General features: G+C 59.8%; 19 protein-coding genes. 16 read left to right on the forward strand and 3 right to left on the reverse strand.

What is annotated here, in order from left to right:
* Nucleotides 1–39 precede the first annotated feature (39 nt).
* The 16 genes from RLO149_RS04045 (at nucleotide 40) to RLO149_RS04120 (ending at nucleotide 16,591) form a co-directional block, all read left to right on the forward strand.
* The gene (locus RLO149_RS04045) at nucleotides 40–996 is read left to right on the forward strand and encodes a sugar-binding transcriptional regulator (protein ID WP_013960793.1); all 957 of its coding nucleotides are present in this window, start codon (nucleotides 40–42) and stop codon (nucleotides 994–996) included.
* A gap of 30 nt (nucleotides 997–1,026) precedes the next feature.
* Nucleotides 1,027–2,472 (forward strand): ABC transporter substrate-binding protein, encoded by a 1,446-nt coding sequence (locus RLO149_RS04050; RefSeq protein WP_013960794.1) that lies wholly within the window; start codon nucleotides 1,027–1,029, stop codon nucleotides 2,470–2,472.
* A 115-nt stretch (nucleotides 2,473–2,587) separates the two neighbouring features.
* A complete protein-coding gene (locus tag RLO149_RS04055; protein WP_013960795.1) occupies nucleotides 2,588–3,511 on the forward strand; it encodes a carbohydrate ABC transporter permease in 924 nt (307 codons plus the stop codon).
* A gap of 10 nt (nucleotides 3,512–3,521) precedes the next feature.
* Complete coding sequence (locus RLO149_RS04060) at nucleotides 3,522–4,379, forward strand: carbohydrate ABC transporter permease (protein ID WP_013960796.1); 858 nt, start codon at nucleotides 3,522–3,524, stop codon at nucleotides 4,377–4,379.
* 3 nt (nucleotides 4,380–4,382) lie between these two features.
* On the forward strand, nucleotides 4,383–5,492 hold the full coding sequence (locus RLO149_RS04065) for an ABC transporter ATP-binding protein (protein ID WP_013960797.1): 1,110 nt from the start codon (nucleotides 4,383–4,385) through the stop codon (nucleotides 5,490–5,492).
* Nucleotides 5,492–6,613, forward strand: a complete 1,122-nt coding sequence (locus tag RLO149_RS04070; protein ID WP_245538122.1) for an ABC transporter ATP-binding protein — start codon at nucleotides 5,492–5,494, stop codon at nucleotides 6,611–6,613. The genes RLO149_RS04065 and RLO149_RS04070 overlap by 1 nt, the downstream gene beginning before the upstream one ends.
* Nucleotides 6,610–8,178 (forward strand): FGGY-family carbohydrate kinase, encoded by a 1,569-nt coding sequence (locus RLO149_RS04075; protein WP_013960799.1) that lies wholly within the window; start codon nucleotides 6,610–6,612, stop codon nucleotides 8,176–8,178. Before RLO149_RS04070 ends, RLO149_RS04075 begins: the two co-directional genes overlap by 4 nt.
* Nucleotides 8,171–9,211: a 2-hydroxyacid dehydrogenase gene (locus RLO149_RS04080; protein ID WP_013960800.1), complete on the forward strand. Its 1,041-nt coding sequence runs from the start codon at nucleotides 8,171–8,173 to the stop codon at nucleotides 9,209–9,211. Before RLO149_RS04075 ends, RLO149_RS04080 begins: the two co-directional genes overlap by 8 nt.
* 4 nt (nucleotides 9,212–9,215) lie before the next feature.
* On the forward strand, nucleotides 9,216–9,869 hold the full coding sequence (locus tag RLO149_RS04085; protein ID WP_013960801.1) for a class II aldolase/adducin family protein: 654 nt from the start codon (nucleotides 9,216–9,218) through the stop codon (nucleotides 9,867–9,869).
* Nucleotides 9,866–11,365, forward strand: a complete 1,500-nt coding sequence (locus RLO149_RS04090) for a glycerol-3-phosphate dehydrogenase (RefSeq protein ID WP_013960802.1) — start codon at nucleotides 9,866–9,868, stop codon at nucleotides 11,363–11,365. Before RLO149_RS04085 ends, RLO149_RS04090 begins: the two co-directional genes overlap by 4 nt.
* Nucleotides 11,362–12,339, forward strand: a complete 978-nt coding sequence (locus RLO149_RS04095) for a class II aldolase/adducin family protein (protein ID WP_013960803.1) — start codon at nucleotides 11,362–11,364, stop codon at nucleotides 12,337–12,339. The genes RLO149_RS04090 and RLO149_RS04095 overlap by 4 nt, the downstream gene beginning before the upstream one ends.
* Entirely contained in the window at nucleotides 12,332–13,570 is a 1,239-nt protein-coding gene (locus tag RLO149_RS04100) for an FGGY-family carbohydrate kinase (RefSeq protein WP_013960804.1), read from the forward strand. Before RLO149_RS04095 ends, RLO149_RS04100 begins: the two co-directional genes overlap by 8 nt.
* Nucleotides 13,567–14,406, forward strand: a complete 840-nt coding sequence (locus RLO149_RS04105; protein ID WP_013960805.1) for a TIGR01459 family HAD-type hydrolase — start codon at nucleotides 13,567–13,569, stop codon at nucleotides 14,404–14,406. The genes RLO149_RS04100 and RLO149_RS04105 overlap by 4 nt, the downstream gene beginning before the upstream one ends.
* The gene (locus RLO149_RS04110; RefSeq protein ID WP_013960806.1) at nucleotides 14,397–15,329 is read left to right on the forward strand and encodes a sugar phosphate isomerase/epimerase family protein; all 933 of its coding nucleotides are present in this window, start codon (nucleotides 14,397–14,399) and stop codon (nucleotides 15,327–15,329) included. The genes RLO149_RS04105 and RLO149_RS04110 overlap by 10 nt, the downstream gene beginning before the upstream one ends.
* A gap of 33 nt (nucleotides 15,330–15,362) precedes the next feature.
* Nucleotides 15,363–16,139, forward strand: coding sequence for a triose-phosphate isomerase (locus RLO149_RS04115; RefSeq protein WP_013960807.1), 777 nt, complete (start codon nucleotides 15,363–15,365; stop codon nucleotides 16,137–16,139).
* Nucleotides 16,136–16,591, forward strand: coding sequence for an RpiB/LacA/LacB family sugar-phosphate isomerase (locus RLO149_RS04120; RefSeq protein WP_013960808.1), 456 nt, complete (start codon nucleotides 16,136–16,138; stop codon nucleotides 16,589–16,591). Before RLO149_RS04115 ends, RLO149_RS04120 begins: the two co-directional genes overlap by 4 nt.
* A 195-nt stretch (nucleotides 16,592–16,786) precedes the next feature.
* On the opposite strand, the gene RLO149_RS04125 is transcribed toward RLO149_RS04120, so the two are convergent.
* From RLO149_RS04125 to RLO149_RS04135, 3 genes are all read right to left on the reverse strand, one after another.
* On the reverse strand, nucleotides 16,787–17,821 hold the full coding sequence (locus tag RLO149_RS04125; RefSeq protein WP_013960809.1) for an NAD(P)-dependent alcohol dehydrogenase: 1,035 nt from the start codon (nucleotides 17,819–17,821) through the stop codon (nucleotides 16,787–16,789).
* A 20-nt stretch (nucleotides 17,822–17,841) separates the two neighbouring features.
* The gene (locus RLO149_RS04130; RefSeq protein WP_013960810.1) at nucleotides 17,842–18,921 is read right to left on the reverse strand and encodes an ABC transporter ATP-binding protein; all 1,080 of its coding nucleotides are present in this window, start codon (nucleotides 18,919–18,921) and stop codon (nucleotides 17,842–17,844) included.
* 114 nt (nucleotides 18,922–19,035) lie between these two features.
* Nucleotides 19,036–20,559 (reverse strand): ABC transporter substrate-binding protein, encoded by a 1,524-nt coding sequence (locus RLO149_RS04135; RefSeq protein ID WP_013960811.1) that lies wholly within the window; start codon nucleotides 20,557–20,559, stop codon nucleotides 19,036–19,038.
* Nucleotides 20,560–20,576 lie beyond the last annotated feature (17 nt).

Below are 20,576 nucleotides of genomic sequence, written 5' to 3' on the forward strand. Positions count from 1 at the left end.
GTTTCGCGACTTGGCTAAACCGGTTCCATGGGGGAATGAATGGCGCTCACGGCGGAAAAGATGGCGATGGAGGCGAGCCTTTCTGTGCGTGCTGCATGGCTGCATTACGTTGGTGGGCTCACACAGGCGATGGTCGCCAAGCGGCTTGGGGTGCCATCGGTCAAGGCGCATCGCCTGATCGCGCGCGCGGTGCAGGATGGTCTGGTCAAGGTCTCTATCGAAGGGGACATCGCGGAATGCATCGCCCTGGAAAGCGCAATTGCGGCGAAATACGGGTTGAAAACATGCGAAATTGCGCCTGACCTCGGAGAGCCGGGATTGCCTCTGCGCACGTTAAGTCAGGCGGGCGCGTCTTTTATCAAGCGTGAGATCGACAATGGTGATCATGCTTGTATCGGGATCGGTCATGGTCGCACCTTGGCTGCATCGGTCGACCAGATGGGCCGGTGCGATGGCAGCAAGGTCAAATTCGTGTCGCTGCTTGGCGGGTTGACCCGGAATTATTCGGCCACACCGCATGACGTGATGGCCCGTCTGACGGCCAAAACGGGGGCCGCGGCCTATGTAATGCCCGTTCCGTTCTTTGCCAATTCGGTTGAAGACCGTGAGGTACTGTTGAACCAGCGCGGTGTGTCCAAAGTATTCGAATTGGCGGCAAATTCCGAATTGAAGGTTGTTGGCATCGGCACAACTGAACCCAGCGCGTCGCTGGTCTCATCCGGCATGATAGAAGCGCCAGAGATCAAGGACGTCGTTGCCAAGGGTGGCGTTGGCGAATTGCTCGGGCAGTTCTTTGACGCGGAGGGGCGCACCATACGGACCGCGCTGACCGAGCGAACAATGTCTGCGGGGCTGAACGGTTCCGAGGGCAAAAAGATTGTCGCCATTGCAGGTGGCAAAGAGAAGGTCGGCGCAATCCGATCTGTATTGATGAACGGTTGCCTGAGCGGCCTCATCACTGATGAGCGCACGGCACGCGCGCTTTTGCAAGACTGATACGATTTTGAAACCCAGGGAGGAAATCTAATGTATGATAAAGAAAACAAGCTGATAGACAGCTTCACGGCTGGCAAGATGAGCCGGCGTTCACTGTTCAGGGGCCTTGGCGCGCTCGGCCTGTCCACATCTGCGGCGGCGATACTGGTCAATGCCTCGGCCACCCGTGCGCTGGCGCAGAACGGGTTTGATTGGAAAAAGCACGAAGGCACAACCGTGCGTCTGCTGCTCAACCAGCACCCCTATACCGATGCGATGATTGCCAACCTTGAGAACTTCAAGGAACTCACCGGCATGAATGTGGAATATGACGTCTTCCCCGAAGATGTGTATTTCGACAAGGTAACGGCCGCCCTGTCGTCAGGCTCCAGCGAATATGACGCGTTCATGACCGGTGCTTACATGACATGGACCTATGGTCCAGCGGGCTGGGTCGAGGATCTGAACGAATGGATCATGGACGACACCAAGACCAACCCGGATTACATGTGGGAAGACGTGCTTGAAGGCGTGCGCAAATCCTGCGCATGGAGCGGTGTTCCCGGTGCGCCTATCGGTTCTGATGATGCCAAGCAGTGGTGTATCCCACTGGCCTATGAGCAGAACAACCTGACCTATAACAAGCGGATTTTCGACGCCAACAACCTGTCCGTTCCCACCAATATCGACGAGTTGCTGGACACGGCATCGGCGGCAAAATCCGTCATGGAAGGCGGCTATGGCATCGGTGTGCGCGGCTCGCGCAGCTGGGCAACGATCCACCCCGGTTTCCTGTCGGGATACACCAACTTTGATCAGGTCGATCTGACCGTTGGCGATGATGGCATGTTGTCGGCTGCCATGAACACGGATGTGTCCAAGGAATACCACAGCAAATGGGTCAAGATGATCCAGGATTCCGGTGCGCCTGACTGGTCAACGCACACATGGTATCAGGTCGGCACGGATGTGGGGGCTGGTAAGTCTGCGATGATGTTTGACGCGGACATTCTCGGCTACTTCATGAACGGTGGCGAGAATGCAGAAGCGGGCAACCTTGCCTTCTCTGGCTTTGCGGCCAACCCTGACGCAGCCGCGCCGACGCCAAACATCTGGATCTGGTCGATGGCGATGTCGCGGGCCTCACAGAACAAGGATGCCACATGGTACTTCCTGCAGTGGGTCACGGGCCCTGAGCATGACCTGTTCGGCGCGCGTGAGATGGACCTCGTGAACCCTGCACGTTCTTCGGTATGGGCGGATGAAATGTTCCGTGATAAACTGTCGTCGAAATACTCGGGATATGTCGAAATGCATGATGCATCGGCACCGGGGGCATCGATCAAATTCACGCCGCAGCCGCTGTTCTTTGACCTCACAACCGAGTGGGCAGAGACGCTTCAGAAGATGGTCGCCAATGAGGTGCCTGTTGATGAAGGGCTGGATATGCTGGCCGAATCCGTCAACACCCAGCTTGGTGAGGCTGGCCTGCACTAAGTCAGCAGAGACGAAAGGGTCCGCCAGCCTTGTGCAGGCGGGCCCCCACTGTTTCACACGCACACTGTGAATTGCATGCTCTGAGAGCGCTCAGAGATACAGGAGACGATTGTTCATGTCAGACGCAACGATAGGCGCCCCCCCTCGCAGGCGATTTAAAGTCAGCAGACGGATGCTGCCCTATGTGCTCAGTCTGCCCGCCTTGCTGGTCTGCATTGGCATTCTGATCCCGTTTTTCACGGCCGTGTTGTATTCGCTGCAGCGCTATCGTCTGTCGCAACCCTGGGCGCGGGAATACAACTGGGGCCAGAACTATCTGAATTTCATGTCGGATGCGTCGTTCTGGAACACGCTGAAAGTGTCGCTCACCTACGCGTTCTGCGCGGTGGGGATCGAGTTGCTGTTGGGCTTGGGGATTGCCCTTCTGCTGCAAAAGCGGACGCGGTTCAACAATTTCGTTTCGATCATGCTGCTTATGCCGTTGATGACGGCCCCGGCGCTTGCGGCCCTGATGTGGAAGCTGATGACGAACCCGGGGTTTGGCATTCTTTCCTATTTTGCAGACTTTCTGGGCTTTACCGATTTCAACTGGGCGTCCGATCCGCAGACCGCAATGCTGACGGTCGTGATCGTCGATGTCTGGGTCTACACACCCTTTATCATGATCCTGCTGCTGGCCGGGCTGCGCTCCCTGCCGCAACAACCTTTTGAGGCCGCCGCATTGGACGGCGTGCCGCGATGGTTCGTGTTTTATCGCATCACCCTGCCCATGCTGACACCTTTCCTGCTGACCGCAGTATTGTTCCGCATGATTGAGAGCATTCAGCAGTTCGATATCATTTACGCGATGACCCAAGGGGGGCCGGGCGATGCGCTGACCGTGTTTCAGGTTGAAGCCTATCTGAATTTCTTCCAATCGACGAATGTGGGGCGTTCTGCAGCACTGATGATGATCCTTTGGGCGATCACCTATTTCTTGTCGAGCATCTTTATCAAAAACTGGCTGCGACTGCGTGAACGGCAGCGCGGCGACGCATAGGGGCAAGGCCATGAACACCACCTCTCCACTCGAAACTGTCCTGCGCGGCATCGCGATCACCCTTGTGATCCTGTTCTTCATGTTCCCGATTTTCTGGATCATCCTGATGTCGTTCCAGACCAATGCAACGATCCTTCAGGTGCCACCTTCGGTGTTCTTTGAACCGACATTGCAGAATTACCGGGGGCTGATTACCGGCCAGCTTGTGACGGATACCAGCTCCCTTGAAATCAAGTTCATGGGCAATCTGTTCAACTCGCTGTTTTTGTCAACGGCCTCTGTTGCGGTGGGTCTGATCCTTGGTGTGCCTGCGGCCTATGCCTTTGCGCGGCTGAAATTCCGCGGCTCCGAAGACATCGCCTTTACGCTTTTGTCCTTTCGCTTCGCGCCGCCGCTGCTCGTACTTTTGCCGCTCACGATTTATTTTCAGCAGTTGGGCTTAGCCAATACCTACGGCGGGCTGATCTGGGTCTATCAGTTGATCGTGCTGCCGCTCATCCTGTGGATCGTGCGGGGTTATTTTGAGGATATTCCAGCAGATATCGAATATGCCTACCGCATTGCAGGCCATCGCTGGTGGACGACGTTCCGCAAGATTGCGCTGCCTCTGGCGGGGCCAGGAATTGCGGCGGCGGCCCTGCTGGCGTTTATCTTTGCATGGAACAACTTTATCTTTGCGCTGGTGCTTGCCTCGGCGGACAAACAGCCGGTCACGGTTGGGGCGCTGGCCTTTATCACCGCCTCCGGCGTGCAATACGGGCAGATCGCGGCGGGGATCATCCTGTCGATTGCGCCGACTTTTGCGCTCGCGCTTTATGCACAACGCTACCTTGTCGAAGGCCTCAGCCTTGGCGCGGTGAAAGGATAAACCATGACTCTGGCGCTTGAGAATATTGTCAAAGCCTTCAAAAAGGACGTGGTTCTGGACGGGGTCAGCCTGTCGGTGGATCAGGGGGAGACACTGGTGTTGTTCGGCCCCTCCGGGGCGGGTAAAACCGTGCTGTTGCGTCTGATCGCTGGCGTGGTTGAGCCGGATGCAGGCACCATCACCATTCAGGGGCGTGACATGAACGGTGTCGAGCCAGAGGACCGGGGCATCGGCATGGCGTTCCAGAACTTTGCCCTGTTTCCGCATATGGATGCGACCGACAATATCGCAGCCCCCCTGACCGCGCGCAACATGAGTAAATCGGGGATCACCGACACAGTGGGCAAGATCGCCCGGATGCTCAAGATCGAACATGTGCTGCACCACAAGCCCAAGGAACTGTCCAACGGTCAAAAGCAGCGCACCGCCCTTGCCCGCGCCCTTGCGGGGGAGCCTGACATTCTGCTGCTTGATGACCCTTTGCGCAATGTGGATGCAAAGCTGCGGTTCGAGATGCGGTTGGAACTGCCGCGCCTGCTCAAGGAGCAGAACGCCACGGTGATCTACGTCACGCAGGACTACAAAGAGGCGATGGCGCTTGGAGATCGGATCGCGGTGATGAGTGCGCGCGGCATCGAACAGACCGGCACGCCGTCCGACATCTATCTCGCCCCGGCCAATATCGAGATTGCCCGCCTGTTTGGCGATCCGGTAATCAACCTGTTGGACGTCACACTCACACAAGGCGCAGGTGGTGTGCAATTTACCCTGTCCGGCGTTCCCGTGACCGTTGATGCCGGATATGCCGAAATGGTTGGGCGCGCGTGCACGGTTGGCATTCGCCCCGAAGCGATCCGCTTTGTCGCAGAAGGCACCGCAGGGGCGATCCCCCTTATAATCGAGACGGAAACACCGCTGAACGAGAAAACCGTGACCCTCGGACTGACCCAAAATGGTCGCGAAATCATGGTGTCGCGCCCGGCGGGCAGTCCGGGACCTGCGCAAGGGACGGGCTTTGTCACGATTGACGCGACCCACATCCATCTGTTTGACCGCGCCACAGGCAACCGGGTTGCACCGACACAGCCCGCAAATACACAAGGAGCCGCATGATGAGCGCGCTGTTGAAACTGACGGGCGTCGACAAGTTCTACGGTGCCATCGGCAAAAGTGTTCATGCGGTCCAGAACATCGACATGGACGTGATGAAAGGCGAGATTATCGCGCTTTTGGGCTCATCTGGCTGCGGTAAAACCTCGACCTTGCGGATGATCGCGGGCTTTGAGGAAACCAGCCGGGGGACGATCGAACTGGCGGGCCGCGAAATTCAGACGCTCCCGCCGGTTCGGCGCAATGTGGCGATGGCCTTTGAGGGGTATTCGCTTTACCCGACCGTGACCGTGGGTGAAAACATTGCCTTTGCGCTCAAGGCCGCGAAACTGCCCGCCAGCGAGGTAGAGGCCAAGGTCAAGGAAGTGACCGAGATGCTGGAGATTACCGACATTCTGCACCGGTATCCGACGTCGGTGTCTGGCGGGCAACAACAACGGGCCTCGCTGGCGCGCGCGCTGATCCGGGATGCGGATTTGCACCTTCTGGACGAACCCATGGGTCAGTTGGAACCGCAATTGCGCACACTGCTGCGCGGGCGGATCAAATACTATATCAAGGAACGTGGGCTGACGGCGATCCTCGTGACGCATGATCAGACCGAAGCCAACGCGCTCGCAGACCGGATCGCGGTGATGGAGGGCGGTGTGTTGCAGCAATTTGCCACCCCGCAGACCATCAAGGAAGCACCGGCCAATCTGTTCACCGGCACTTTTGTGGGCGAGCCGCCGATGAATGTTTTTGACGCGCAAGCCAGCGATCAGGAAGGGCAGTTGCACCTCGATCTGGGGCAGGGTCTGAATCTGAGTTATGCCGCTGATGCCTTTGCCCCCGAAGTGCGCGCGAGCCTTTTGGCGCGCAAGAACATCGTGCTGGGGGTGCGCCCTTATGCGGTGCACCGCGACACGGCGGGCGCGCAGGCAAAGGTCATCGCGAACCAGTGGCTGGGCGATCAGAGCCATATCGCCGCCAGTTTTGCAAACGGCACCATTGTTCTGGTCGAACACGACCGGGCGGATGTGGCGGTGGGGGATGCCATCCATGTGCGTCTCGCACCGGAGGATTTGCATGTCTTTGACAAGGACACGGGCGCCGCCCTCAGCCACGGGGCACATATGGCATGACGGCTCAGGCGCGTGATATTCTGATCGGGATTGATGCAGGCACATCGGTCATCAAATCGGTGGCATTCCTGCTGGACGGCACGCAGATCGCCGTCGCCTCGGTGCCCAACCGCTATACCACCCGCGCGGATGGGGCGGCGTTTCAGTGTCAGGATACGACATGGGCGGATTGCGCCCGGACCCTGCGCGATCTGGCCGACAAGGTGCCCGATCTTGCGGCGCGCACGGCGGCCCTTGCAGTGACGGGGCAGGGGGACGGCACGTGGCTTGTGGGCAAGGACAACCGGCCCGTCACGGATGCATGGCTTTGGCTTGATGCGCGCAGTGCTGCCACGGCGGCCAGCTTGCGCACGACTGAGCCGCCGGAGCGGTTCCAGAGCACCGGCACCGGGTTGAACGCCTGCCAGATGGGGGTGCAGCTGGCGCATATGGATGCGACGATGCCGGAGGTGCTGGACGCCGCCGAGGTGGCGCTGCACTGCAAGGACTGGATTTATCTCAACCTGACCGGCGTGCGGGCGACCGACCCGTCAGAAGCCAACTTCACCTTCGGCAGTTTTCGCACCCGCGCCTATAGCGGCGCGGTGATTGCCAGCCTTGGGCTGACCCATCGCCGTGGATTGCTGCCCGAAATCGTCGATGGTGCGCAGCAAACTCATGGCCTGTCCGCACAGGCCGCCGCGCAGACCGGGCTGTTGGAGGGCACGCCCGTGGCGCTGGCCTATGTGGATGTGGCCTGTACCGGGCTGGGCGCGGGGCTTTACACGCCGGATGCCGCGACGGGCTGCACCATCGTGGGATCAACGGGGATGCACATGCGCGCAACCCCGGCGGCAGATGTCACTCTGAGTGCGGAGCCTTCGGGCTATGTCATGGTCTTGCCTGTGCCGGGCCTTGTTGCGCAAATCCAGACGAATATGGCCTCAACGCTCAACATCGACTGGCTGCTTGGGCTGGGGGCGGATCTGATCCGCGAGATGGGCGGCGCTGTTGAACACGCCGATCTCGTTGCCCGGATCGAGGGGTGGCTGGCGCGTACAAACCCCGGCGAGGTGATTTATCACCCCTATATCTCGGAAGCGGGAGAGCGCGGACCCTTCACCGACACCAACGCGCGCGCTGCTTTCATGGGGCTTGGATCAAAGCATGGCTTTGCCGATCTGCTGCGGGCGGTCATCGAAGGGTTGGGCTATGCGGCGCGCGATTGCTATGACGCGATGGGCGGCGTCCCGACCGAGGTGCGCCTGACGGGCGGGGCCGCGCGCTCGGCCGCGCTGCGCAAGGTTTTTTCTTCTGCTCTGGGCGCAAATGTACGCACGACCGCGCGCGAGGAAGCCGGGGCGGCAGGGGCTGCGATGACGGCTGCTGTGGCGATCGGGGCCTATTCGGATATGAATGCCTGCATCGCCGATTGGGTGCAGCCTTTGCTCGGGCCTGCCGAAGCACCGGACGCGGACCTTGCTGCGCGCTACAGCGCTTTGTTTCCGTCCTACCGCACCATCCGCACAGATGCCGCCCCGGTCTGGGCGACGCTCGCCACTATCAAGGAGACACATCATGCCTAAGTCAGTCGCGATCATAGGCGATCTGTTCATGCTGCCGGAGAAATTTGCCGATGCGCTTGCAGCGGCCTGTGGCGACGCGGTTGACATCCGCACCCGCAAGGACAATTGGCCCGATGAACCGATGGAACATGGCTATTCGGTCAAGGGCATGGATGATCTCAAGGAGTATTTCGGCACGGCGGATGATGTGGTCGACTTCGTCGGGGATGCGGAAATTCTGGTGACCCATCTGGCGCCTGTATCGCGTAGTATGCTGGCGCGGATGCCGAACCTGAAACTGGTCGCGGTGTCGCGCGGCGGGCCGGTCAATGTGGATATGAAGGCGGCGGCGGATCACGGGGTCACGGTGGTCAACACACCGGGGCGCAATTCCAGTGCCGTGGCGGAATTTACCCTTGGGGCCATCCTGACCGAGACCCGCAAGATCCGCGAAGGCCACGAGGCGTTGCGCAATGGCATATGGCGCGGTGATCTCTACCGGGCCGATATCACGGGCCGCGAATTGAATGAGATGACCGTGGGCGTCATCGGCTATGGCAATATCGGCAGCAAAGTGGTCAAGCTGCTGCGCGCCTTTGGGACCAAGGTGCTGGTTTGCGACCCCTATGTGCAACTGACCCCTGAGGATGCGAAAGCGGGGGTGGAACATGTGACACTGGACCGCCTGTTGAGCGAGGCGGACGTGGTTACGCTGCATGCGCGCGTCACCGATGAGACAAAAGAAATGATGAACAAAGAGGCCTTCAAGAAAATGAAAAACGATGCGTTATTCGTGAACACGGCCCGTGGCCCGATGTGCCATTACGATGATCTTTACACCGCACTGGTGGAGGGTGAAATCGGCAGCGCCATGATGGAAACCTTTGGTGTCGAACCGGTGCCCAAAGACTGGCCGCTGCTGCAATTGCCCAATGTGACCCTTACCCCGCATATCGCCGGGGCATCGGTGCGCACCGTGACCTATGCGGCGGAACAGGCCGCCGAAGAAGTCCGTCGTTTCATCGCGGGTGAACCCGCGCGCAACCCGTGCTGATCTGATGGGACAGCGCGAGGATATCATCACAGCCTGCAAGAAGCTGGAAGCGGACGGGCTTAATCGGGGTGCATCGGGCAATGTGTCGATGCGCGACGGGGATCATATGCTGATCACGCCATCGGCTGTCGGCTATGACGTGATTGCGCCGGACATGATCGCCCGGATGCGTCTGGACGATGACAATGGCGGTTGGGAGGGGCCGAACAAACCTTCATCCGAGTGGCGTTTTCATCGCGACATTCTGCGCGGGCGCCCGGACATCAACGCGGTGGTGCATACCCATGCACCCTATGCGACCATTCTGGCCATCGCGCGCAAACCGATCCCGGCGGTGCATTACATGATTGCGGCTTTTGGTGGCCCCGACATTCGTGTCTGCGATTACGCCCGCTATGGCACGGCAGAATTGTCCGAGCATATTCTGGAGGCGATGGAGGGGCGCAATGGCTGTCTGATGGCCAACCATGGCATGGTGGTGGGGGCGTCTGACCTCACGCGCGCGCTTTGGCTGGCGGGTGAGCTGGAAGCGCTGGCGCATCAATATGTTCATACATTGGCGATTGGTGGGCCGGTGTTGCTCAGCGACGGCGAGATCGAAGAGACCGCCAAAGGGTTCGAAAGCTACGGCGTGCAGGCAAAGGACACCGCCCAATGAGCGAACCCTGCGACCTCTTCATCATCGGGGGCGGCATCAACGGGGCAGGGATCGCGCGCGATGCCGCCGGGCGCGGCCTCAAGGTTGTGCTGTGCGAAAAAGATGATCTGGCGCAGGGCACATCTTCGCGGTCGGGCAAGCTGGTCCATGGCGGGCTGCGCTATCTTGAGTATTACGAATTCCGGCTGGTGCGCGAGGCGCTGATCGAACGTGAAGTCTTGCTCAACGCCGCGTCGCATATCATCTGGCCAATGCGGTTCGTTCTGCCCCATTCGCCGGATGATCGGCCTGCCTGGCTGGTCCGTCTGGGGTTGTTTCTCTATGACAATCTGGGCGGGCGCAAAAAGCTGCCCGGCACTAGGGTGTTGGACTTGCGACGCGCTCCCGAAGGGGTGCCGCTCAAGGATGGGTATACCAAAGGGTTTGAATATTCCGACTGCTGGGTCGACGACAGCCGTCTTGTGATCCTGAATGCGGTGGACGCCGCTGAAAAAGGGGCCGAGGTTCTGACCCGCACGGCCTGCACATCGGCGCGGCGCAACGGGGATCGGTGGGACATCACCGTGCAGGGCCCAGAGGGCACACGCGCCTTTTCCGCCCGCGCACTGGTCAATGCGGCGGGCCCATGGGTGACGGATGTTGTTGGCCGTGTGACCGGCACCAACAGCAAGCGCAATGTGCGGCTGGTCAAGGGCTCCCATATCATCACGCCGAAATTCTGGGAGGGGCAGCAGGCTTATCTCGTCCAGAACCACGACAAACGCGTGATCTTCATCAACCCTTACGAGGGTGACAAGGCCCTGATCGGCACGACCGATATCGCTTATGATGGCGCGCCGGAAGCGGTCACAGCCGATCAGAGCGAGATTGATTACCTGCTGGCGGCGGTGAACCGCTATTTCAAACAGGAACTGACCCGTGACGATGTGGTCCAGAGCTTTTCAGGCGTGCGCCCGCTTTATGACGACGGCGCGGGCAACCCGTCAGCCGTGACGCGCGACTATGTGTTCGATCTTGAAACACAAGGCGGTGCGCCGCTGTTGAATGTCTTTGGTGGCAAGATTACGACCTTTCGCAAGCTGGCAGAACATGCGCTGCAAAAGCTCGACGGCTTTTTCCCGCAGATGGGCGCGGATTGGACGGCGAAAGCGCCGCTGCCCGGTGGCGATATTGCAGACGCGGATTTTGACCGCTTTGTTGCGGATATACAGCGCGAATACCCATGGCTGCCGGCGGATCTGGTGCTGCACTGGGGCAGGCTTTATGGCACGCGGATGCGGATGATCCTTGGGGATGCAACCGCGCTGGAGGATCTGGGGGTTCAATTCGGCCCACGCCTCTTTGAGGCAGAGGTGCGCTATCTTGCGACCCACGAATGGGCGATGTCCGCGCAGGATATCCTGTACCGCCGCACCAAGGAGAATTTGCAGATGAGTGCTGAGCAGATCGACGCCTTTACCGCGTGGGTTGCGCAAAATCTGGAGCGGCAAACATGACGATGCAGCCCGCTGATCTGGCAGAGCTTGCCAGCCTGTCCGCCCGGATCGGGGCCGATCCGATGCTGATACAGGCGGCGGGGGGCAATACATCCGTCAAGGATGGTGATGTGATGTGGATCAAGGCGTCGGGCACGCTTTTGGCCGATGCCGAGGCGCGAGATATCTTCGTGGCCTGTGATCTGCCAGCCATGCGGGCCAGTCTGGAAAAGGGCGAGGCCCGCGCTGATCAGCCGATGGAGTTTGCGCTGGCGCAGGACGGCTTGCGCCCCTCGATCGAAACATCGCTGCATGCGGTTTTTGAGCAGCGCATCGTGCTTCATGTGCATTGTGTCCATACGCTGGCGCATGCAATTCAGGCCGACCCGGTGGCTGCCATCGGTCAAAAACTGGTCGGGTTCAACTGGGGCGTCACACCTTATGCGAAACCGGGGGCCAACCTGGCGCGGCAGGTGCGCGATCTGGTCCGGCAAGGCTGCGATGTCATCGTTCTCGGCAATCACGGCGTGATCGTCGCGGCCGATACGGTTGGTGCCGCGGGTGATCTTTTGCTCGGCGTAGCTGAGGCGCTGCGCGTGGAGTCGCGGCCCCGGCGCGCGGCCCCGCCCGGCGATCTGCCTGAGGGCTGGGTGGCGGGCCCGGCCTCCCTATCTGCGGTGGCCTGCCATCCTGCGCTGTTGGGGATGGCCACGGGTGGCAGTCTGTATCCCGATCACGTGATTTTCTGCGGCGTGGGGGCCATGGCCTGTGACGCGCCGCCCATGGGCGACAGTCCGCCCTTTGTCCTGATACCGGGTAAGGGGGCTGCCATGCGTGCGGATGCAACGGTGGGTGCATGGGCCCTTGCGCAGTGTCTTGGGGATGTGCTGACGCGCGTGCCCGAAAGCGCCATTTTGAACTATCTGAGCATGGCGGAAAATGGCGAATTGCTTGATTGGGACGCCGAAAAATATCGGCAGGCGCTGAATGGCTGAGCTTTACCTCGGTATTGATCTGGGCACCTCCGGCGCGCGGGCCGTGGTGATTGATGCGGCGGGGCATCTTGTCAGCACGGGCAAATCTGCCCATGCCGATCACCCCGGTAGCCCGCGCGTCCCGTCCGTCTGGTGGGCGGCAACGGAACAGGCGGTCTTGGCGGCACTGGAGGATGTTGACGCGCGCGATGTACGTGCAATGGCGGTTGATGGCACCTCGGGCACGATACTGGCGATTGATGCCATCGGCGTGCCCTTGTCCGACGGTGTGATGTATAATGACGTCTGTACCGATGCGGAGCTGTTGGACCGTATCACCGCCGCCTCACCCGAAACAACCGCAGCGCGCGGGGCCACCAGTGGTCTGGCGCGGGCGGTGCAGCTGCTGATGCATAAGCCCGCACGTGTGGTGCATCAGGCCGACTGGATCGCCGGGCAGTTCAGCGGGCGCTGGATCAGCGACGAAAATAATGCGCTTAAAACCGGATATGATCCCGTCAGCGGCAGTTGGCCCGACTGGATCGCGGAGGTGATCGACCCGGCAGTGTTGCCGGAGGTCGTAGCACCGGGAACGGTAGTCGGGCAGGTGGGAGATAACCTCTTTGGCCTCAGCCCGGATTGCGCGGTGGTTGCGGGCACCACGGATGGCTGCGCGTCCTTTCTGGCCACGGGCGCGGCGCAGGCGGGGGATGGGGTAACGGCGCTTGGCAGTACGCTGACGATCAAGCTCTTGTCCGATCAGCCGGTATTCGCGCCGCAATTCGGTATCTACAGCCATAAAATATTGGGCCTTTGGCTCGCGGGTGGGGCGTCCAACACCGGGGGCAATGCGCTGTTGTCGGTCTTTTCCGCGCCTGAGATCGCGGCCCTTTCGACCCGGATCGACCCTGAGACCGACACCGGATTATTTTATTACCCGCTGGCCAAACCCGGTGAACGCTTTCCGATCAGTGACCCGGAACACGCACCGGTCATGGGGCCGCGCCCGGCAGCGGACAGCACGCATCTGCAGGCCATGTTCGAAGGTATCGCAGACATCGAAGCGCAGGCCTACGCGCGGCTGGCTGAGCTTGGTGCGCCCGACTTGCGCAGCGTTCGATCCGTGGGCGGCGGTTCTGCGAATGCAGCATGGACCCGGATCAGAGCGCGTCGCCTGTCCGTCGCAATGCCCGAACCGCTGTCCGGTGAGGCCGCGTTCGGCACAGCGCTTTTGGCACGGTCGGCCCTATGAAAACGGATTTGATGACCCTTGCCCCGCAGTATGACGCGTTTCTGATCGACCAGTTTGGCGTGCTGTTGGATGGCACAGGGGCGTATCAGGGGGCAGCGGCGGCCTTGTCCACCCTGACGGGGATGGGCAAGCAGGTGGTGCTTTTGTCAAACTCCGGCAAGCGTGCAGCCCCGAATTCGGCGCGCCTGACGCGGTTGGGGTTTGACCGGGATAGCTACATCACCGTGATGTCATCCGGGGAAGCCGCCTTTGCCGAAATCAAAGGCCGGATCGGGCAGGATATCGCCCCCGGTGCCGCCGTTTGGGTTCACGCGCGTGACGGGGATATGTCGGCGGTTGCAGGCCTTGACCTGACCCCGGTGGATGAGGCCGCAGCGGCGGATCTGCTGATCATCGCAGGCAGCCGCGCAGATGAATTTGACCGCGCGCATTACCGCAGATGGCTGGCCCCTGCGGCGCAGCGTGGCGTGCCCGCTTTTTGCACCAACCCGGATATCAAAATGCTCACGCCACAGGGGCAGCGGTTTGGGGCAGGGGTCATTGCGCAGCTTTACGAAGAACTGGGTGGCACGGTGGAGTGGGTTGGAAAGCCCTATCCGCTGATCTACCGCATGGGGCAGGCGGTTTTGGGGCCGTCAGAACGCATTTTATGCATTGGTGACAGCCCCGAACATGATATCGCAGGGGGGCGGGCCGCGGGCTTTGCGACGGCTTTGGTGCGCACCGGATTGCATGCCGGTCTGTCCGAGGATGCGCTGCTGGAGCATTGCCGCGCCACGGCGATGCCCGATTTCATAATACCGAGCTTTTGCTGGGAGGGGCCTCGATGGCATTGACGCTTTCGCTGAACACGAACCCGCTGGTCAACCGCTTTGCACAGCCGGACGACCTGATCGACACCGTCGCGCGGGATCTGCGTATCCGTGATCTGCAACTGACCCATGAATTCATCAACCCAAGCTGGCCAGCTCCGGTCGCCGCGCGGCTGACCAAGACGATGGGCGCAGCTTTGCGCCGCACCGGCGTGCGCGTCACCAGCGGCATGACGGGGCCTTATGGACGGCTCAACCACTTTGGCCATCCTGACCCTGATGTGCGGCGCTATTACGTCGAGTGGTTCAAGACCTTTGCCGATATCACAGCTGAATTGGGGGGCACCTCGGTTGGTACGCAATTCGCGATATTCACCTACAGCGACTACGACGACCCAAGTCGGCGCGCCGCCCTGATCGACACGGCGATCGAGTGCTGGGCGCAGGTTGCGGAACACGCCAAAAGCGCCGGGTTGGAGTTCATTTTTTGGGAACCGATGAGCATCGGGCGCGAATTCGGGGAAACCATCGCAGCAGCCCTGGCGTTGCAAGACCGGCTGGACGCTGCCGATATGGCCGTCCCGATGAAGATGATGGCCGATATTGACCACGGCGATGTGACCAGCCCTGATCCGGCGGACTATGACCCCTATGCCTGGGCGCGCGCGGTGCCAAAGGTCAGCCCGATCATCCACATCAAGCAAAGCCTGATGGACAAGGGCGGCCACCGCCCCTTTACCGCCGCGTTCAACGCGCAGGGCCGTATTCAGCCAGCACCCTTGCTGGCGGCCTTGGCTGAGGGCGGTGCGGTGGACAATGAAATCTGTCTTGAGCTGTCCTTCAAAGAGCGCGAACCGAATGACCGCGAAGTGATTGGTCAAATCGCGGAAAGTATCGCCTTCTGGGCACCGCACATTGATAGTGGTGTGCAGGATTTGAACATATGAACACCATACTGATGGTTAAAACGAGGTCGTCGCATGTCTGAACCGTCTTTTTGGATTGGCACCAGTTGGAAGATGAACAAGACGCTTGCCGAAGGGCTGGATTTTGCCCGCGCGCTCGCCGCAGCGGATGGTGCGCGTGATCCGCGCATCCAGCGGTTCGTCGTGCCGCCCTTTCCTTTCGTGCGCGACATCAAGGCTGCATTGGCCGATACCTCGGTCAAGGTCGGGGCGCAGAATATGCATTGGGAGGATGCAGGCGCGTGGACGGGCGAAGTTTCCGCACCGATGCTTTTGGATTGCGGCTTGGACCTTGTGGAACTGGGACACTCCGAGCGGCGCGCGCATTTTGGCGAAACGGATGAGACCGTGGGGCTGAAGGTGGCGGCGGCTGTGCGGCATGAGTTGATCCCCTTGATCTGCATCGGCGAAACGCTGGAGGAACGCGAGGCGGGGCGCGCCAAAGAGGTGCTGGCCGCGCAGGTCAGCGCCGCGCTGGCGCGGGTTACTGGCACCGCGCCGGTCTTGCTGGCCTATGAACCGGTCTGGGCGATTGGTGAACATGGCATCCCCGCGACATCAGAATATGCCGACGCGCGACAGGCCGAGATCATCGACGTTGCAGGCGAGATGCTGGGACGGCGGGTGCCCTGCCTATACGGCGGGTCGGTCAATCAGGACAATTGCGAGGAATTGATCCGCTGCCCGCACATTGACGGGCTGTTCATCGGGCGCGCGGCGTGGGACGCGACCGGCTATCTGAAAATTCTGGAAAAATCTGCGGCAACCTTGGACTTGGGAGAAACGACATGAAAATTGCAGTGGCAGGCGATAGCGCGGGCGAAGGTTTGGCGAAAACCCTCGCGGAGCACCTTGGCGCGCACCATGACGTGGTCGAGATGTCACGCACGCAGGACGGCCCGGATGCGTTTTATGCGGACCTGTCCAACCGGGTCGCTCATGCTGTGATCGCGGGCGAGGTTGAGCGTGCCATTCTGGTCTGCGGCACCGGGATCGGCGTTTGCCTGTCGGCCAACAAGGTGCCGGGTATCCGCGCGGCACAATGCCATGATACCTATTCAGCAGGCAAAGCGGCCACCTCCAACAATGCGCAGATCATCACGCTGGGTGCGCGCGTTGTCGGCGCGGAACTGGCCAAGGATATTGTGGATGCTTATCTCTCCAGCCATTTTGATCCCGAGGGGCACTCGGCTGGAAATGTGCAGGCGATTAACCGGTTGGACGCCGCCTATAACAAGGCGTGATCCAGCGCGTGCCTTGATCATTGACAATGCTTCGGCGCGTGTTGGCGGAATCCATGAAACCCGTGCCCGGTGCTGACCGTGGTCTAGAGCGTCTGACGAAATACCTGAAACATTGGGTCTCACGTAACGCGTTGAAATCTTTGATTTCAGGCAGCGTTACGTGATCGAGGTTTTTTGCATGACGCTTTAAGCCCGTCAAAACGTGATTTGCAGCTTTACGTCCGTTGGCCGCTGTTCCACGGCCCGGTCAAAGGCCGCAATACTGTCGGAAAACGCGAATGTCTCTGAAATCAGCGGTTTCAGATCAACCTTGCCCGATGCGATCAGATTGATGGCGCGGTCATAGACATTGGCGTAGCGGAAAACGGTTTCCAGCCGCACCTCCTTGGCCTGAAGGGAGACGATGTCCATCGGCACAGGCTCCACCGGCATGCCCACCAGAACAATGGCCCCGCCGGGGCAGACAAATTGCGGGGCTTGCAGGATGGCTTGCGCCGCACCTGAGCATTCAAATACAAGATCACAGCCCCAGCCGCCTGTTTCGGCTTCGATCCTTGCAACCGCGTTGTCATCGCCCAGGTTGATCGGAACAATGGCGTCATACTGGCCGATCAGGTCCAGTTTGGGCTGGGCAAAATCGGTGATGACCACCTTGGAACATCCGCCCGCCAATGCGGCCAAAGCGACCATCATGCCGATCGGGCCAGCGCCTTGCACCAGAGCCACATCGCCCGGTTTGATCTTCGCGCGAAACGCGGCCTGCATGCCGATGGCAAAGGGTTCGACCATCGCACCCTCTCCGAAGGTCACATTGTCCGGCAGGGCGTAGGTGAATTTGGCCGGATGGACGACTTCAGGCGTCAGGCAGCCGTGGATCGGGGGCGTCGCCCAAAACCGCACAGCTGGATCCACGTTGTAGATGCCCAATTTGGCAGCGCGGGAGTTCGGATCGGGAATACCCGGCTCCATACAGATCCGGTCGCCTTTTTGCAGGTGGGACACGGCGGTGCCGACCTCCACCACGGTGCCTGCGGCCTCATGGCCCAGCACCATCGGTTCCTTTACGACAAACGGGCCGATTTTCCCATGGGTGTAGTAATGCACATCACTGCCGCAGACACCCACCGTATGAACCGCAATTCTGACGTCATGTGGACCAAGGTCGGTGTCGAGGTCTATCTCGCGCAGGGCAAGCTTGCCCTTTTCTTCCAATACGAGGGCTTGGGGCATAATCGGCCTTTCACAGTTCCTTAGGGTGCACTGGTCACACAGGTTTCCGACTGTTGGTCGAAAATATGGCTGTTCTGTTTGTCCACGGTGACATGCAATGTTTCGCCGGGAACCCAATCGCGTCTCTCGCGTGAAATGACACAGGCTTCCTTGCCGCCGATCCTGCCATAAAGATGTGTCTCCGGGCCAGTGGGTTCAGCTACAGAAAGTATCATTTTCAAATCTGACTCCGTGTCCGACAGGCTGAGGTGCTCGGGCCGTACACCCAGCAGAATTGCCTGCCCGTCTTGCAAGGCCAGACCATCGCGCACAGCAACGCGGGCGCCGCCGATATCAAGCGCGGTTTCGCCACCAGCGGTTTTGACAATCCCCTCAAGGATATTCATGCCGGGCGACCCGATGAACTGCGCCACGAAGAGGTTCTTGGGATTGTCATATACATCAAGCGGGGAGCCTGATTGCTCGATCACCCCGTCGCGCATGATCACCACGGTGTCGGCCATGGTCATGGCTTCGATCTGATCATGGGTCACATAGACGGTGGTGGTTTTCAAACGCTGGTGAAGCTCTTTGATCTCAGTACGCATCTGCACGCGCAATTTGGCGTCAAGGTTGGACAAAGGCTCATCAAAGAGAAACACGTCAGGGTCGCGTACGATCGCGCGGCCCATGGCGACACGCTGGCGTTGCCCGCCCGAAAGCTCTTTGGGATAGCGGTCCAGATAGGGTTCCAGCGACAGGATACCAGCGGCCCAGGCGACCCTTTCGTCAATTTTGGCCTTGTCCATCTTTTTCAGATTCATGGAAAACGCCATGTTGTCGCGCACTTTCATATGCGCGTAGAGGGCGTAATTCTGGAACACCATGGCGATATTGCGGTCTTTGGGATGCACACCGTTCACGCGCCGCTCCGCGATTTTTACATCGCCTGAACTGATGCTTTCCAAGCCGGCAATCATGCGCAGAAGGGTGGATTTACCACACCCCGAAGGCCCCAGAAGGACGACGAATTTGCCGTCTTCGATATCCAGATTGATGCCGTGCAGGACCGCAACATTGCCATAGGTCTTTTTCAGGTCTGCGATTGTCACTGACGCCATATGTGTGCCCACTTGGTTACTTGCCAAAGCATTCCGTATCCGCTGCTGCCTTGACGTATTCAACTTACACGCCGCCGCCCGAGAAGGCGGCGGCGCTTTTCATGGTTGAGAGACTTAGCGAAGCTCTGCTTCGGCGACCTGTTGATCAACCAGTTTTGCGATCTGATCCATGCAGGCCTTGGCATTGCCGTCATAGTCCTGACCGGTGAGCAATTTGCCCAGTTCGGTCGGGATTTCATTGTTCGCAAGACCGGCCCAGATCGCCATGTCCGGCTCGGACGCCATGTAGTTGTTGATCGTCTCAAGAACCGTGCCGAGGTGGCGGGTGGTTCCTGACCCTTCAAGGTTCTGGCGCTCCAGAATGCGTGGATCGTTGTAAGACGATGTGCGCATCGGGGCAAAGCCACCCGCGAGCGTGCAGCGTGTCATGATGTCCTTGGAGCAGGCCCACTGCATAAACAACCATGCGGCGTCGATGTTGCTGGAATAACGCGACAGGGCGATCGAGGATCCACCCTGATGGCCCCAGTTTGGAATCTCACCAAAGCCAACCGCATCGCGACCGCGCAGGTTGGACGGGCCCTGAAGCGGGGTCGTCATCTCCCAAAGACCTTTCACAGCGGAATCGTCCGCGTTCCAGCCGGGGAAGAATTCGGCCCACGACTGGCAGAGCGCGATCTGACCCGAAGCACCCATCTGCCACTGGCCATCCCATGTCGCGGCGACGGAGTTCGCTGGCGCATTTGCCAACAGGTTCATGTACCACTCCAGCCCTTCGACGCCTGCGGCGTCATTGCCCGAGAACATCTTGTCCGCGTCGAATATCGACCCGCCATGGCCCCAGACCGCCTGTGACCAGTCACATTCCAGAGAATAGTGACCAGATTTTGCCTGCAGCCCGGTGCCGTAAATACCGTTTTCCTGCTCTGCCGCGGTGATCAGTTCCACAGCCTGTGTGAAATCTTCATAGGTTTTTGGAACGGCAATGCCGTGCTTTTCAAGGATGTCCTTGCGATACATCAGCGTAAAGATCGGAATGTCGAAGGGAAGGCCGATCCACTTGTCCTGATAAAGGCTTATGCCTTCGACCAATGGCTCCGAGAAGTCATCAAAGTCAAAGCCCGGCATGGCAAGGTCAGGCTTGTCCGCATAATACTCACGCGGATCAATCGTGTCGCGCGAGAAGGTCGCAGTCCATGCCTGATCAAGGTAATAAAGGTCATAGGTGCCAAGCTGGCCCTGAACGTCCTGTGTCGCCTTGGCCAGAACCTGCTCAAGTGGAACGATTTCGATTTCCACATTGATTCCGGTCAGCTCTGTGAACTCGGATTTCAGCTGGTTCAGAACAACGGTAGGCGGTGTTGATTCCGACGTGTAGCGGATGGTGGTGCCGGCGAAGGGCTTGCCCGCTTCACGCAGGAAATTTGCCACATCCTCCGGCGTCTCCCCGTGGGCATCGGCCATTGCCATGTTGCCAAACGAGCGGAAACCGCCGAGCGATCCCGCAGCGAAGGCCGACATGCCGACACCTGCCATGCCCATTTTGCGCAGAAAATCCCGTTTCGAGATGCGTTTATTCGTGAAGTCATTGGCGCTGTCTATGATGAAGCGCTGCTTGTCGTGGGTCCTGAAGCTCATTTGGATACCTCCCTGAT

Origin of the sequence: Roseobacter litoralis Och 149 (assembly GCF_000154785.2) — a bacterium.
GTDB classification, from domain to species: Bacteria; Pseudomonadota; Alphaproteobacteria; order Rhodobacterales; family Rhodobacteraceae; genus Roseobacter; species Roseobacter litoralis.